Source organism: Pseudomonas sp. BBP2017, from assembly GCF_003024385.1.
Taxonomy (GTDB): Bacteria; Pseudomonadota; Gammaproteobacteria; order Pseudomonadales; family Pseudomonadaceae; genus Aquipseudomonas.
The window spans coordinates 204,102-219,216 of sequence record NZ_PVZN01000004.1; the positions used below are offsets into that span (position 1 = coordinate 204,102).

Sequence of the window (15,115 nt, forward strand, 5' to 3'; positions counted from 1 at the left end):
CGAGCCGACAGCAGGCGACCTCTGCTGTCGGTTTTTTATTGAGCTTTCCTCCGCGCAGTCCTGCCTCGCCCTATGCTTGATCGGTACCTGGCAGCTGACCAGCCGGGCCGGCCTCAAGACTGCCGATCAATAACTGCGGGCACCACGGGACAGCACCCGTGTCAGGCCGACACCGGCCAGCGACAGCAGGGCGGCGATGCAGAAAATCCAGGCATAGCCCAAGTGCAAGGCCACCGCGCCCATCAGCGGTCCGGCGATGGCCAGGGCCAGGTCGAAAAACACCGCATAAGCACCCAGGCCAGCACCACGGCTGGCCACCGGTACTTGCTTGATGGCTTCCACGCCCAGCGCCGGATACACCAGCGAGAGACCAAAGCCGGTCAGCCCGGCGCCGACCAGCGCCAACAACGGGCTGGGCGCCAGCCACAGCAAGCTCAGGCCCAGGGCTTCGGTGCTCATGCAGACCATCGCCACTTGATACCCGCCAAAGCGATTGACCGCATTGACGAACAACAGCCGCGAGAGAATGAAGCACAGGCCGAAGGCGCTCAGGCACCAGGCCGCTCCGCTCCAGCCTTGCTCCAGGTAATACAGGGTGACAAAGGTGGTCAGGGTGCCGTAACCGATCGAGGCCAGGGTCAGGCCCGCGCCGCAGGGCGCGACCCGGCCGAAGGCAGCCCAGAACGGCAGACGCTCGCCATGGACCACCGGCATTGAAGGCTTGTTGCGGATCACCAGCAGGGCCAGTGAAGCCAGTACCGTCAGCATCAGGCCGAGGGTGGCAAAGTTGACTTGGTCCACCAGCATCACGCCCAGCGGCGCGCCGATGGCAATGGCGCCGTAAGACGCAATGCCGTTCCAGGAAATCACCCGGGCAGTGTGTTCAGCGCCCACCGCAGTGATGCCCCAGCTCAAGGTGGCGACACCGATCAGGCCTTGGGCGATCCCCAGAAACAGACGCCCGCCGAGTAAGGCCAGCAGGCTCAACAGCGGCACATTGACTGCCAGTGCCGAGGCGAAGGTCAGCACGCCGCTGACGGCAATGCCAAGTAAGCCGTAGATGATTGCCTGCCGGGTGCCTTTACTATCAGTCACGCGCCCGGCGAACGGGCGGCTGAGCAACGTCGCCAGATACTGCAGGCCGATGGTCAGGCCAGCGATGACGGCGCTAAAGCCCAGTTGGTCATGCACATAACCCGGTAACACCGCGATAGGCAGGCCGATACAGAGGAAGGCAATAAAGGTGTAGAAGACGATCGCAAGGATCTGCAGGGTGATCGAGAGGGTACTGGCAGGCGTGGGTGCTGACGCGGACATTTGCTCGTTCGCTGGCGGGCGGTGGGAGAGGGGCCCATGATCGCTGGCGGCGAGGATAAAAGGAAGCAGGCTAACGGATTTTCCAAGCATCGCGGGGCAAGCCCGCTCCCACAGGAGTAGTCACCATCCCTGTGGGAGCGGGCTTGCCCCGCGATAGCTTTAAACCACTACACCCTGACTGCGCAGGTAGTCATCGTAGGTGCCGCTGAAGTCAACAACACCGCTCGGGCTCAGCTCGATGATGCGCGTGGCCAGCGAAGATACGAACTCACGGTCGTGGCTGACGAAGACCAGCGTACCCGGGTAGTTCTCCAGCGCCAGGTTCAGCGCCTCGATCGATTCCATGTCCAAGTGGTTGGTCGGTTCGTCCATGATCAGCACGTTAGGCTTTTGCAGGATCAGCTTGCCGAACAGCATACGGCCTTGCTCACCACCGGAAATCACCTTCACCGACTTGAGGATCTCGTCGTTGGAGAACAGCATGCGCCCCAGGGTGCCACGGATCATCTGCTCGCCCTGGGTCCACTGGCCCATCCAGTCGAACAGGCTGACGTCTTCTTCGAAGTCGTGGGCGTGGTCCTGAGCGTAGTAGCCGAGCTCGGCGCTTTCGGTCCATTTGACCGCGCCGGCGTCCGGGCTCAGCTCACCGACCAGGGTGCGCAGCAGGGTGGTTTTACCGATGCCGTTAGGACCGATGATTGCCACGCGCTCGCCGGCTTCGACGGTAAAACTGAAGTTCTGGAACAGGGTCTTGCCTTCGAAACCTTTGGACAGCTTCTCGATGGTCACGGCCTGACGGTGCAGCTTCTTGGTCTGTTCGAAACGGATGAACGGGCTGACCCGGCTCGACGGCTTGACTTCGGCCAGCTGGATCTTATCGATCTGCTTGGCCCGAGAGGTGGCTTGCTTGGCTTTCGAGGCGTTGGCCGAGAAGCGGCTGACGAAGGTCTGCAGTTCGGCGATCTGGGCTTTCTTCTTGGCGTTGTCCGACAGCAGTTGCTCGCGCGATTGGGTCGCGGCGGTCATGTATTCGTCGTAGTTGCCCGGGAACAGACGCAGCTCGCCGTAGTCCAGGTCAGCCATGTGGGTGCACACGCTGTTGAGGAAGTGACGGTCGTGGGAAATGATGATCATGGTGCTGTTACGCGCCGTGAGAATGCTTTCCAACCAGCGGATGGTGTTGATGTCCAGGTGGTTGGTCGGTTCGTCGAGCAGCAGCACTTCAGGATCGGAGAACAGCGCCTGGGCCAGCAGCACACGCAGCTTCCAGCCCGGAGCTACTTCGGTCATCGGGCCGAAATGCTGTTCCAGCGGAATACCCAGGCCCAGCAGCAGCTCACCGGCACGGGATTCGGCGGTATAGCCGTCCATCTCGGCAAACTCGGTTTCCAGTTCGGCAACGGCCATGCCGTCTTCTTCGGTCATTTCCGGCAGCGAGTAGATACGGTCGCGCTCGGCCTTGACTCGCCACAGCTCCTCGTGGCCCATGATCACGGTGTCGATCACGGTGAATTGTTCGTAGGCGAACTGGTCCTGACGCAGTTTACCCAGGCGCACGTTCGGTTCGAGCATGACCTGGCCGGCCGAAGGCTCCAGGTCGTCGCCGAGGATTTTCATGAAGGTCGACTTGCCGCAGCCGTTGGCGCCGATCAGGCCGTAGCGGTTGCCGTTGTTGAACTTGACCGAGACGTTCTCGAACAATGGCTTGGCGCCGAACTGCATGGTGATATTAGCGGTGGAGATCAAAGGGCTTACCTATCAATAGCTTACGTCGCTGGCATTGCGGCTGATACCGATTTGATACCAATTTGCTGCTTTCCAGCTCGCTCCGCTCGGAGCTTGAGTTAATCCAACGCGCATACGCCGACAGCAGCATTTGCACGCTGTGGCCGAGCTGTTGGGAGATAAATGCGGGGTTGAGGCCAGACATTGCGCATATTGTCGCATAGGTGTGACGACAGTTGTACGGCGGGTGGTAAGGAATCCCCAGTTCTTTCAATACCGCACGTCAGCATTGGCGCCCACGGCCTGCGTGCACTAGCGTTCACCTATCATCCGGCGGCAATCACCGTGCTGGACTACCGGGTTTCGATGTTAGCCACGTACCGACCATGCGGAGCGAACAAAAACATGCCGGATCTGCGCCCAATCCCGACGCTGAACCTGGAGTATCGTGCCGAGCGCCCGATCTTCCGCGACTTTCTGCAACAGGCAAAGCGCTCGCCTGACGCAACGGCGATCATTGCTCAAGACGTTACCTGCAGCTATCGCCAGCTTGAACAGATCAGCCAGGGTATCGCTGCATTGCTGATCGCCAGCGGCGCCAGCCGATCCGAGCGGGTGGTGATTGTCTCAAGCCGTTGTGCGGGCCTTGTATATGCCATGCTCGGCGTGTTGCGCGCTGGATTGACCTTCACCATTGCCGACGTCGCCTATCCGCCTGCCCGTGTCGGCCAGATCATCGCCACGCTTGAGCCTGCCTTTGTACTGCTGTGTGGGGACGCCAAGACCGAGCTCAACTTCGCACACCCGGCGCCAGGTGCTGGCCATGGGCTGCCGCAGATGGTCAGGGTGGCCGAAGCGCCCGGCGAAGCGCTGCAGCAATTCGCCTGTGAGCAAACGGTGCTGCCCGAAGTCAACCCCAGCCACCCGGCCTATATCACTTTCACCTCGGGCAGCACCGGCGAACCCAAGGGGATTGTGACCCATCACGCGCCACTGGTGCATTTCATCGAATGGCATGTCAGTCGTCATGGTTTTACCCGCGACGACTGTTTTTCCCTGCTTTCGGGGCTGGGGCATGACCCGGTGTACCGGGATGTGTTCACGCCGCTGTCGATTGGCGCGAAGATCATCTGTCCGGCCCAGACGACCCTGACCAACCCTTCAGCCCTGGCGGCGTGGATACAGCGCCATGCGGTCTCGGTCATCCACCTCACGCCGCCGCTGGGCAAATTGATTGAAACCGGTGCGCGGATCAACGCACAGGCATTTAATCACCTGCGCTATCTGTTCTGGGGCGGCGATGCGCTCAGCCCTACGCTGTACGAACAGATGTGCGCGATTGCTCCCGATGCCGTCAGTGTGAACTTCTACGGCACGACGGAAACCCCGCAGGCCATGGCGTTTCATCAGGTTGATGAACAAGCCGACAACGCCAGAATCCCGCTGGGCAAAGGCATTGACGGCGCGCAATTGCTGATCGTGAATGACGCCAATCAGCTGGTCAGCGAAGGCGAAGTAGGGGAAATCCTGATCCGCAGTCCCTATCTGTCACTGGGCTACTGGGGGGATGCAGCGCTGACCGGGGAAAAATTCGTGGTCAACCCGTTTACCGGTGCCGCGACCGATATCTGTTACCGGACTGGCGACCTTGGCACCTACCTTGCCGATGGCAGTGTCAGTTTTCTGGGTCGCGCTGACAGTCAGGTGAAGATTCGTGGCCATCGAATTGAACTGGCTGAAATCGAAAGCGCCATTGTCCGCCATCCGCAGATCAAGCAATGCGTTGTGCTGGCCAACCATGACAGCACGATGGTGAGGCTGGTCGCCTACTGCGTGACAGAGCAGCCCGTGTCGACGCCTCAACTACGTGAGGCCCTCGCAGGCCAACTGCCGGACTATATGGTGCCGGCGATATTCGTTTTCATCAAGGCCATACCGCTGACGCCCAACGGCAAGATCGACAAGCGGGCGTTGCCTGCGCCGTTCGACAGCACGGCTGCAACCGTCGCCAGTGCCCGCCAGGATCTGTCACCGCTGACGCTGAAGCTGAGCGAGGCCTGGGCGCAGATACTCCAGGTGCCAGATGTCGATGCCAACCTTAGCTTCGTCGAACTGGGGGGCGACTCTCTGTCCTTTGTCCAGGCCTCAATGGTGCTGGAAGCGCTGATCGGCCATTTGCCGGATCGCTGGGAAATGACTCCGGTCCGGCAACTGGCGGAACTGGCCAACCAGCCCAGGCCTTCGAAGTGGTCACTGCGGGCCATGGAAGTTCCGGTGTTCCTGCGGGTTACCTCGATCATCCTGATTGTTATCGGGCATTTGAATGTGTTTTCCAATTGGCCGATCAGTGGTGAGACGACGGTGTTGTTCCTGATCTCCGGCATCAGCCTGGCGCGCTTTCAGTTCAGGGCCATCGATGAACGCGGTGACGCCCGTATGCTGCTCAAGTCCGTCGCCAGCATCGCAGTGCCGACCATTCTCTACACCGTGCTGATTCAGGTACTGTTCGACAAGCTTCGCTGGCAATCGCTGCTGCTGATTTCCAACTGGTTTGCGACGGATCGTGTCGGCATTTTTCACTATTGGTACATCGAAGTGCTGGTGCAGATGATCCTGATCATCGGGCTGGTCCTGTCGTTCAGGCGTGTGCGCGCAATAATCAGCGTCGATCCGTTTCGTTGTCTGCTCGTGGCCGCATGCGCACTGCTGGCGGCGGATGCGCTGCTCAAGCTGTTCGTATTCGACGCCGCGCCGTTGTACAACCGGGTGCCACAGCACTACCTGGCGGTTATGGTGCTCGGCATGGCCGTTCACTATGCCGACACCACGGCGCAGAAGTGGGGCGCCAGTGCGATGGCTATTCTGATTGTCGGCGGGCTGGAGCTCATGACTGTCGCCGAATTGGGCTGGCACGAATTTACGACGAGAAAACACATTGATATCGCCCTGCCAGCGGTCCTCGCGCTGATCTGGCTCAGGTCTGTTCCTGTGCCTGGCACTATCGCGCGGGCAGGTGCAGTGATCGCCTCGTCAACCCTGTACATCTATTTGACGCATTTCCAGTTTCAGTCCGTGGCCCGGCGCATCAGCGATCAGCCTGCGCTTGCCGTGGTACTCGCCATCGTCGGTGGCGTCGCGGTGGCTTATGGCTGGAACAAGGTGGTTCGGATCGTTGTGATGCGCTGGAACAGGGGGCGCAAGAAAGGCGCGGTGGATGCGCTCGAGCGTGTTGCGTAACGGCGGAGCGTTCTCCTGCTCGATGGTGTGAACACGTGCCTGTGCCTGTGATCTTTTATGACTTACAACCATCCGAATCGATCAGCGTGATGTCGTTGTGAAATTGCTTTGGCTTCTAGCCTTCGCGGCACAGTTCACACAGGTTCGGACTGCCAAGCGTGCCGATCAGTTCAGGAGGAGCTCTGGTGCTGGATGGCAAACTGTTTGCGGAACCATTCTTCGAGCATGGCTTTTTCCGCATACAGCCGGTCGCTGGTGGCGCTACGGCCTGGACGCTGCAGGTAGAACTTGTCCGTCAGGTGAGCATCGGCTTGGTTTAGCGGCTGGCCTTGTTGCGAGAGCACGTAGTGCAGGTCGATACTGGGCCAGGTGATGTCGCGCATGAAGCGTATCGTGTAGGCCTGGGCGTGCCAGGGTTCGTAGCGCCCGGCCAGGTCGATGTCACGGATGTCGATGCGCAGGGTCTGGCCGGGTGGCAGATAGCGCTTGCCCAGTGCCTGCAGATAACTGCGCAGCTCTTTCATGACATGCTCGTCGGCACCGCGTTCATAGCCATTGGCGTCCAGGCTGGCATCACGAAAGTGTTCGGGATTGTCGTAGCTGACCTCGACCGAGGCGGCCGGTGGCGTTTGAGCCAGGCTGCCTGATGCCATCAGGCTCAGGGCGACAAAGGTCAGGGCAGTGCGCATGATTCACCTCCAGGTGCAGGTGTCTGCAGTGCTTTTATTGTACGCCTGCCAAGGTTGGCGGGTTAGGAGAGAACAGCGTGAGTAGGGTCGAGCGGTTTGCCATCAACAAGCAGGGACGGGATTACGCCGTGGGTGATATTCATGGTCATTTCCAGCGCCTGCTGGCACAGATGGCGGCCATCGGTTTCGATCCCGCCGTGGATCGCTTGTTCAGCGTCGGTGATCTGGTGGACCGTGGCCCGGAGTGCCCGCAGGCGCTGCAGTGGCTGGAACAGCCTTGGTTTCATGCGGTGCAAGGCAACCACGAGGCACTGGCGGTAACGCATGTGAGCGGTGGCTGGCTGGATTACAGCCAGTACCGGGCGGCGGGCGGTGGCTGGTTTCTTGACCTGCCCGCCAGCGAGCAGGCACGGTTTGCCGAGCGTTTTGCGCGCATGCCTTTGGCGCTGGAAATCGCCACGCCGGGTGGCCCGGTTGGCCTGGTGCATGCCGATTGTCCGTGTGCCAGTTGGTTGCAGTTGTGCGAGCAACTGCAGGCCCAGGTGCCGCAAGCGCTTCAGGACTATTGCCAGTGGTCGCGACATCGGCTGCAGGTGGACGACGACCGGCCAATCGCTGGCCTACGGGCGTTGATCGTTGGCCATACCCCTCTGCACGAAGTACGGGTGCTGGGCAATATCTGGCATATCGATACCGGTGGCTGGTCTCGTGGTCATTTCAGCCTGTTGGCGCTGGACAACCTTAGCCTGGCCAACGCCACAGCAGGTGAATGATCACTGTCACAGCCAATGCGATTTTTTGCCCAACTGTACCTTGACGCTTGAGTGCTTCTGAACCGAATCTGCCGGCTCAAGCTGCTGGAGAGCCCCGATGGACCTGTCATTACTCGCACTGTTCGTTCCTGCCTGTTTCGCGTTGAACATGGCGCCGGGTCCGAACAACCTGTTGTCACTGAACAATGCCAGCCGCTACGGCCTGCGCATTGCCTGTGTGGCTGGAGTCGGGCGCCTGCTGGCGTTTGCCGGGATGATCATGCTGGCGGCCATGGGGCTTGCGGTGGTGCTGCATACCAGCGAGTACCTGTTCCTGACCATCAAGCTGCTCGGCGCCGCCTATCTGTTCTACATCGCCTGGCAATTGTGGCGAGCGCCAGTGGCTGCTGCGAGCGTCAGTGCCGAGCGCCAGACCGGTACTTTGCGTCTAGCGCGCCAGGAATTTCTGGTCGCCGCAGGCAATCCCAAGGCGATATTGATCTTCACTGCGTTCCTGCCGCAGTTCGTCCAGGTCGCAAGCCCTATGCCGGTGTCCGAGCAGTTTGCCTGGCTGGGCGGTTTGTTCCTGGTCCTGGAGTGGCTGGCGATTGCTATCTATGCCTGGCTTGGCGCCTATTTGCAGCGCTGGTTCAACCAGCCGGGGCCACGGCGCTTGTTCAACCGGGTCAGTGCAACGCTGCTGGGTTGCGCCGGGCTCGGCCTCTTGGCCGCGCGCCGGGCAACGTAGCGACAGCCTTTAGTCGCGGTAAAACACCTGGACCAGGTGATAACCGAATTTACTCTTGATCGGGCCGTGCACCACCCGCAGCGGTTTCTTGAAAATCACCTGGTCGATGGCGCCGACCAACTGCCCCGGGCGCACTTCGCCCAGGTCACCACCGCGCTTGCCCGACGGGCAGGTCGAGTACTTTTTGGCCAGCACATCGAACGCCTCGCCTTTGGCGATCCGTTGCTTGAGCTGTTCGGCTTCTTCGGCGGTCTTGACCAGAATATGCCGGGCCTGTGCTTTCATCTCGAGGTACCTTCGCAAAGCGCTAAAACCGCGCATTATGCCTGATCGCGCAGCTCCGGGCGGTCACGAAATTGTTCGAGGGCTTCGGGGTTGGCCAGCGCGTCGGTGTTTTTCACCGGCTCCCCATGCACCATGTTGCGAATCGCCAACTCGACGATCTTGCCGCTGATGGTGCGCGGGATATCGCTGACCGCAGCGATCACCGCCGGTACATGACGCGGGGTGGTGTTGATGCGGATCACCTGGCGAATCCGTGCTTTTAATGCCTCGTCCAGTTGCAGGCCCTCGCGCAGACGGACAAACAGCACCACGCGCACATCGTTCTGCCAGCGTTGGCCAATGGCAACGCTCTCCAGCACCTCTTCGATCTTCTCGACCTGGCGGTAGATCTCCGCAGTGCCGATGCGCACGCCGCCGGGATTGAGCACTGCGTCCGAGCGGCCGTGAATGATCATGCCGCCTTCAGGCGTCTGTTCGGCATAGTCGCCCTGGGCCCAGATACCCGGGAACTGGCTGAAATAGGCGGCATGGAAGCGCTTGGCCTGCGGGTCGTTCCAGAATCCCAGGGGCAACGCCGGGAAATGCCGGGTGCAGACCAGTTCGCCTTTTTCGCCAACCAGGGCATGACCGTCATCGTCCCAGACCTCTACGGCCATGCCCAGGCTCTTGCACTGCATCTGCCCGCGCCGGACCGGTAGCAGCGGGTTGCCGATGACAAAGCAGGAACAGATGTCAGTACCGCCAGACATCGAGGCCAGGCATAGGTCGGCCTTGAACTCGCGGTACACATAGTCATAGCTTTCCGGCGACAGCGGCGAGCCGGTAGACAGCAACAGCTTGAGTGAATCCAGGCGATGGCTCAGGCGTGGCTGGATATGCGCATGTTCCAGCGCCGCCAGGTACTTGGCGCTGGTGCCAAAGGCGCTGATCCGTTCGCTGTCGATCAGGTCGAGCAAGCGCTCGGGGCCGGGATACAAGGGCGAACCATCATAGAGCACCAGCGTGGTGCCCAACGCCAGGCCGCTGACCAGCCAGTTCCACATCATCCAGCCGCAGGTGGTGTAGTAGAAGAGCACGTCATCCGTGCCCAGGTCGTTGTGCAGGCCGTGTTCCTTCATGTGCTGCAGCAACACACCGCCGGCACTGTGCACAATGCACTTGGGCACACCGGTGGTGCCGCTGGAATAAAGAATGTACAGCGGGTGGTCGAAGGGCAGTGGGGTGAACTGCGGTTCGCCACCGGCTTGATAGAAATCGTCCCACAGGCTGATGCGGGCAGTGCTGTGGAATTCCTCGGTGCGAGTACCGGCACGGCTGTACGGCACTACCAGCAAGTGCTCAAGACTGGGCAACTGTGCCAGCACCTCGTTGATTTTATCGACTTGGTCGATGTTTTTACCGGCGTATTGATAACCGCCACAGACTATCAGCAACTTGGGCTCGATCTGGCCGAAGCGGTCAATGATGCCGTGGGTGCCGAACTCCGGTGAGGAACAGGACCAGATGGCGCCCAGGCTGGTGCAGGCGAGCATGGCCACCAGGGTTTGCCAGGTGTTGGGCATACAGGCCGCCACGCGATCGCCGACGCCAATGCCTGCCGCCTGGAAGCTGCGCTGCAGGCCTGCGACCTGTAAGGACAGCTCAGCATGAGTGATGATTCGCCGTGCGCCATCTTCACCCACCGCGACCAAGGCCGGATGTGCATCGTGACGACGCAGCAGGTGTTCGGCGAAGTTCAGCGTGGCACCGGTGAACCAGCGCGCATCGGGCATCTGTGGTCCTTCGTCGAGGACCCGGGTAGCGGGTTGGTGCCAGCGTACCTGGAAAAACTCGGCAAGGGTCTGCCAGAACGCGGCACGCTGGTCGATACTCCAGCGATGCAATTGCTCGTAATCGGTCAGTGCCAGAGCGTACTTGCGGTTGACCTCACGGCGAAAGGCATCCATGCGACTGGCCTGAATGCGCGCCTCGCTCGGGCGCCAGAGCACTTCGTTCATGCCGCGTTCCCCTTGTGTGGAACCCCTTATTCCACTGTAGCTTTCTTCACGTCGTTAGAGGCCGACCAGATGCGGTAGCGCACTTCAACGCCTTCCGGCACGTAGACCACCACTGGCAGCTTGCTGTTGTAACGCAGCAGGAAGCCGTCGCCGACTACCGGCACGAAGGCTTCTTTCTTGGTGTTGTCCGGGCAGGCCATCAATGTCGAGGCCGGGCCCATGACCTTTTCCAGACGGTAGTAGCTGTAGCCCCAGCCTTCGAGGTTTTTCTCCTCGAGACTGCCACCCAGGCGCTGGCGGTTGCAGTCGACCTGCAGCTGCTTGCCGGCCAGAACTTCCAGTTTGAACGCCGACTCATCGGCTTGCTGCGGCAGGTGAATGACCTGGCGGGTAAAGCCCTTTTCGGCCTCTGGATAGGGCGCGACGTCCTTGAGGCTGGCGGCCTGTATGGATGTACCGGCAGCCAGGGTCAGGGTAAGCAGCGCAGTGAACGGGATTGGGCGCATAAGGCCTCCTTGCAGGTAAAAAGACGATGCCGCAGCCAGATCCCGGGCTGCCCGTCATTGAGCCAGCCAGCCGCCGTCGATATTCCAGGCGGCACCACGAACCTGACTACCAGCCTCGCTACAGAGGAACAATACCAGCTCACCCAGATGTTCGGGAGTAACAAAGGCCAATGACGGTTGCTTCTCGGCCAGCAGATCGTGCTGCGCTTGTTGCGCATCGATGCCGCTGGCGGCGCGATCGTCGATCTGCTTTTGCACCAGCGGGGTCAGCACCCAGCCCGGGCAGATGGCGTTGCAGGTGATGTTGCTGGTGGCGGTTTCCAGGCCCACTACCTTGGTTAGCCCGACAACGCCGTGCTTGGCGGCAACGTAGGCCGCCTTGCCAGTGGAGCCGACCTGACCATGCACCGAGGCAATGTTGATGATCCGTCCCCAGTGACGTTGGCGCATGCCCGGCAGCACCAGACGGGTGCCGTGGAATACCGCAGACAGGTTGATGGCGATGATCGAGTCCCAGCGCTCCACCGGAAAGTCTTCGACGGCGGCGACATGCTGGATACCGGCGTTATTGACGAGGATATCGACACCGCCAAATTCACGTTCGGCGTAGGCGAACAGGTCTTCGATCTGCCGCACATCGCCAAGATCGGCGGGGTGATGCCCGACCCGGGTGCCATGGCGAGCGACCTCGGCGATGGCCGCACTGGCGTCGCCGAAGCCGTTGAGGACAAGGTTGGCGCCGGCCCGGGCCAGGACCTGGGCAATCCCCAGGCCGATGCCGCTGGTGGAGCCGGTAACCACTGCTGTTTTGCCGTTGAGTTGCATAGGTTGCTCCTTAGACGATACCCGTAGCGTAGAAGGTGGCGATAACCACGAACACTGCCAGGGTCTTGATCAGGGTAATGCCGAAAATGTCTTTGTAGGCCTCGCGGTGGGTCAGCCCGGTGACGGCCAGCAGGGTGATGACTGCGCCGTTGTGCGGCAGGGTATCCATGCCGCCACTGGCCATGGCTGCTACGCGGTGTAGCACTTCAAGAGGAATGTGCGCGGCGTTGGCGGCGGCGATGAAACTGTCGGACATCGCCGCCAGGGCGATACTCATGCCGCCGGAGGCGGAACCGGTGATGCCGGCCAGCAAGGTCACGGTAATCGCTTCATTGACCAGCGGGTTGGGGATCGCGCGCAAGGCATCGGCCAGCACCAGAAAGCCTGGCAACGAGGCGATCACCGCACCGAAGCCGTATTCCGAGGCGGTGTTCATTGCTGCCAGCAAGGCACCGCTGACCGCGCTTTTACTGCCTTCGGCCAAGCGATGCCTGATCGCGCCAAAACCGGCCACCAGCACCAGCAAAATGCCCAGCAGCAGCGCCGCCTCGACTGCCCAGATGGCAGTAAGCTTGGCGATGTCGGTCTGCACTGGCGCGCTCATGCCCGGCAGGCTAAGGTTGTGGCTCTTGCCGTACCAGGCGGGAATCCAGTGGGTGAACAGCAGGTTCATCACCCCCACCAGCAGCAGTGGCGAGAGCGCCAGCAACGGGTTAGGCAGTTTCAGGTCGGCGGCGGTTTCCGGCTCGTTGCGCAGGTCGGCTCCGTAACCTTCGCCGGCACGCAGGGCCTTGTTGCGCTGGCGTTGCAGGTAGAGCATGCCGGTGCAGAACACGAACAAGGTGCCGATCAAACCCAGCCAGGGCGCCGCCCAGGCGGTGGTGTTAAAGAAGGTGCTGGGGATGATGTTCTGGATCTGCGGGGTGCCGGGCAGGGCATCCATGGTGAAGGAGAACGCGCCCAGGGCGATGGTCGCCGGGATCAGGCGCTTGGGGATGTTGCTTTGACGGAACATCTCGGCGGCGAACGGATAGACCGCAAACACCACCACGAACAGCGATACGCCGCCGTAGGTCAGCAATGCACAGACCAGCACGATCACCAGCATGGCCTGGCGGCTGCCGAGCAGGCGGATGGCGGCGGCGACGATCGAGCGGGAGAAGCCGGAAAGCTCAATCAGCTTGCCGAACACGGCACCGAGCAGGAACACCGGAAAGTACAGCTTGATAAAGCCGACCATCTTTTCCATGAACACACCGGTGAAAGCCGGGGCGACGGCAGAAGGGTCGGTCAGCAGCACCGCACCGAGGGCGGCGATGGGGGCGAAGAGGATAACGCTATAACCACGGTAGGCAGCCAGCATCAGCAGCGCAAGGGCTGCCAGGGCGATGATCACACTCATCGAGTGTCTCCTTGGGTGCATCTTGTTTTTGTTGGGTTGCAGGAGATAGCGGGAATCGTGCCAAAAATATAACTTATTGAAATGTATGGATATTATTTGTTTTCTGAGGCTGTTAGTCTCTAATTCGAGACAAGCTTTCGCAGGGCAAGCCCGCTCCTACCGGGCTCTGTGGGAGCGGGCTTGCCCCGTGATAATGGTCTCAGTAAAGAGACGCGAGTCTCGTTACTGAGATGTGAGTCCGAGCGCTACCAACTTCTTGTACAAGGTAGACCGCCCCAACCCCAGTTGCCGCGCAGCTTCCGGTACGTTCCCGGCACAACGGGCGAGGGTATCAGCCAACAATTTTCGCTCGAACTCGGCACAGGCCTGTTTATAGCTCATCGGCGCCGCAACCACGTCCAATGGCGCCAGATCGCCCAGCGCCGCCTGCAAGTCGCGAGCACCCAAACGCGGCTGGTCAGCAAGCAGGGTCGCGCGCTCCAGCACATTGCGCAGCTCCCGAATATTGCCCGGCCAGGCATGCCGAGCCAGCAACGCCTGGGCTTCGTCATCCAGCTCGTGCTGGCTGGCCAACTCTTCGAGAATCGCCTCGCTCAGGGCTGGCAGGTCATCCAGGCGCTCACGCAGTGGCGGCACCTGGATTGGCAGTACGTTGAGCCGGTAGTACAAGTCGGCGCGAAACTCGCCGCGCGCCATGGCGGCAGTGAGGTCAGTGGAGGTTGCGGCAATGATTCGCACGTCGCTGTGCATCATCTGGTTGGAGCCCACCGGCTCGTATTCTTTTTCCTGTAGCACGCGCAGCAATTTGCTCTGCAAGGGCAGCGGCATGTCGCCGATTTCGTCGAGAAACAGGGTGCCACCCTCAGCCAGTTGCAGCTTGCCCGGGCGGCCTTTGCGATCGGCGCCGGTATAAGCACCCGGTGCGGTGCCAAAGAACTCGGCTTCCAGCAATGTTTCCGGAATGGCGGCACTGTTGATGCTGACAAATGCCTTGTGTGCCCGTGACGAGGCAGCATGAATTGCATGGGCCAGCAGCTCTTTGCCGGTGCCGGTTTCGCCTAGCAGCAATACTGCCGAATCGCTGCTGGCACCACGCCGGGCCCGGCGTTTGACTTCAAGGCTGGCGGCGCTGGTGCCGATGAACTGGGCAAAGCTGTATTTGGCCTGGCGGGCACGTAGCAGCGAACGGGTCGAAGCCAGCTCTTGCTGCATGCTGGCGTAGCGCTTGAGCAGCGGCGACAGGCTGCGCAGTTCATCGAACAGGGCAAAACCGATGGCGCCGATCAATGCGCCGTCACCGTCGTACACCGGTAGACGCATGACCACCAGCGGTTCTTTGGATGTGTCGAGCATGTCCAGCAGAATTGGGCGACCGCTGCTGGCAACCTCGCGCATCAGGCTACCGGGAATCACGTTTTCGCAGGGCTGGCCAATGACGCTGGTGGCATCTTCAAGGCCAAAGCGCCGGGCATAGCGCTCGTTCATCCAGACAATGCGGGCGTCGCGGTCGACGATGAGGGTGCCTTCGCTGGACTGCTCGATGATTTCGAACAGCGAACGGATCGCCAGTTGGCGTACCTGCTGATAATCCTTGAGACTGTCACTGGCAGGCATGGGCCGCTCCCTGAATAT

General features: G+C 60.9%; 12 protein-coding genes and 1 pseudogene. 3 read left to right on the forward strand and 10 right to left on the reverse strand.

Going from position 1 to position 15,115, the window contains the following annotated elements; genetic code table 11:
* Nucleotides 1–126: 126 nt before the first annotated feature.
* The 3 genes and pseudogenes from C6382_RS08085 to C6382_RS24325 form a co-directional block, all read right to left on the reverse strand.
* On the reverse strand, nucleotides 127–1,317 hold the full coding sequence (locus C6382_RS08085; protein ID WP_107023986.1) for an MFS transporter: 1,191 nt from the start codon (nucleotides 1,315–1,317) through the stop codon (nucleotides 127–129).
* Nucleotides 1,318–1,476: 159 nt separating this feature from the next.
* A complete protein-coding gene (locus tag C6382_RS08090; RefSeq protein ID WP_107023987.1) occupies nucleotides 1,477–3,063 on the reverse strand; it encodes an ABC-F family ATPase in 1,587 nt (528 codons plus the stop codon).
* A 20-nt stretch (nucleotides 3,064–3,083) separates the two neighbouring features.
* Nucleotides 3,084–3,319: pseudogene (locus C6382_RS24325) on the reverse strand (site-specific integrase); the annotation flags it as partial.
* A 128-nt stretch (nucleotides 3,320–3,447) separates the two neighbouring features.
* Between C6382_RS24325 and C6382_RS08100 the strand changes: the two are divergent.
* On the forward strand, nucleotides 3,448–6,279 hold the full coding sequence (locus tag C6382_RS08100; RefSeq protein ID WP_107023988.1) for an amino acid adenylation domain-containing protein: 2,832 nt from the start codon (nucleotides 3,448–3,450) through the stop codon (nucleotides 6,277–6,279).
* Nucleotides 6,280–6,449: 170 nt separating this feature from the next.
* Here C6382_RS08100 and C6382_RS08105 read toward each other — a convergent pair whose 3' ends face one another.
* Entirely contained in the window at nucleotides 6,450–6,968 is a 519-nt protein-coding gene (locus C6382_RS08105) for a DUF3016 domain-containing protein (protein ID WP_107023989.1), read from the reverse strand.
* 77 nt (nucleotides 6,969–7,045) lie between these two features.
* On the opposite strand from C6382_RS08105, the gene C6382_RS08110 reads away from it, so the two are divergent.
* Both C6382_RS08110 and C6382_RS08115 read left to right on the forward strand, forming a co-directional pair.
* The gene (locus tag C6382_RS08110; RefSeq protein ID WP_107023990.1) at nucleotides 7,046–7,741 is read left to right on the forward strand and encodes a metallophosphoesterase; all 696 of its coding nucleotides are present in this window, start codon (nucleotides 7,046–7,048) and stop codon (nucleotides 7,739–7,741) included.
* Between the two features lie 97 nt (nucleotides 7,742–7,838).
* On the forward strand, nucleotides 7,839–8,468 hold the full coding sequence (locus C6382_RS08115; protein WP_107023991.1) for a LysE family translocator: 630 nt from the start codon (nucleotides 7,839–7,841) through the stop codon (nucleotides 8,466–8,468).
* Between the two features lie 9 nt (nucleotides 8,469–8,477).
* On the opposite strand, the gene C6382_RS08120 is transcribed toward C6382_RS08115, so the two are convergent.
* From C6382_RS08120 to C6382_RS08145, 6 genes are all read right to left on the reverse strand, one after another.
* On the reverse strand, nucleotides 8,478–8,753 hold the full coding sequence (locus C6382_RS08120; protein ID WP_107023992.1) for a peptidylprolyl isomerase: 276 nt from the start codon (nucleotides 8,751–8,753) through the stop codon (nucleotides 8,478–8,480).
* Nucleotides 8,754–8,788: 35 nt separating this feature from the next.
* Nucleotides 8,789–10,750: an acetoacetate--CoA ligase gene (locus C6382_RS08125; protein WP_107023993.1), complete on the reverse strand. Its 1,962-nt coding sequence runs from the start codon at nucleotides 10,748–10,750 to the stop codon at nucleotides 8,789–8,791.
* A gap of 26 nt (nucleotides 10,751–10,776) precedes the next feature.
* Nucleotides 10,777–11,256, reverse strand: coding sequence for a serine protease inhibitor ecotin (gene eco / locus C6382_RS08130; RefSeq protein ID WP_107023994.1), 480 nt, complete (start codon nucleotides 11,254–11,256; stop codon nucleotides 10,777–10,779).
* Nucleotides 11,257–11,310: 54 nt separating this feature from the next.
* The gene (gene hbdH / locus C6382_RS08135) at nucleotides 11,311–12,081 is read right to left on the reverse strand and encodes a 3-hydroxybutyrate dehydrogenase (protein ID WP_107023995.1); all 771 of its coding nucleotides are present in this window, start codon (nucleotides 12,079–12,081) and stop codon (nucleotides 11,311–11,313) included.
* 10 nt (nucleotides 12,082–12,091) lie between these two features.
* The gene (locus tag C6382_RS08140; protein ID WP_107023996.1) at nucleotides 12,092–13,483 is read right to left on the reverse strand and encodes a GntP family permease; all 1,392 of its coding nucleotides are present in this window, start codon (nucleotides 13,481–13,483) and stop codon (nucleotides 12,092–12,094) included.
* Between the two features lie 222 nt (nucleotides 13,484–13,705).
* Nucleotides 13,706–15,097, reverse strand: coding sequence for a sigma-54-dependent Fis family transcriptional regulator (locus C6382_RS08145; protein WP_107023997.1), 1,392 nt, complete (start codon nucleotides 15,095–15,097; stop codon nucleotides 13,706–13,708).
* Nucleotides 15,098–15,115 lie beyond the last annotated feature (18 nt).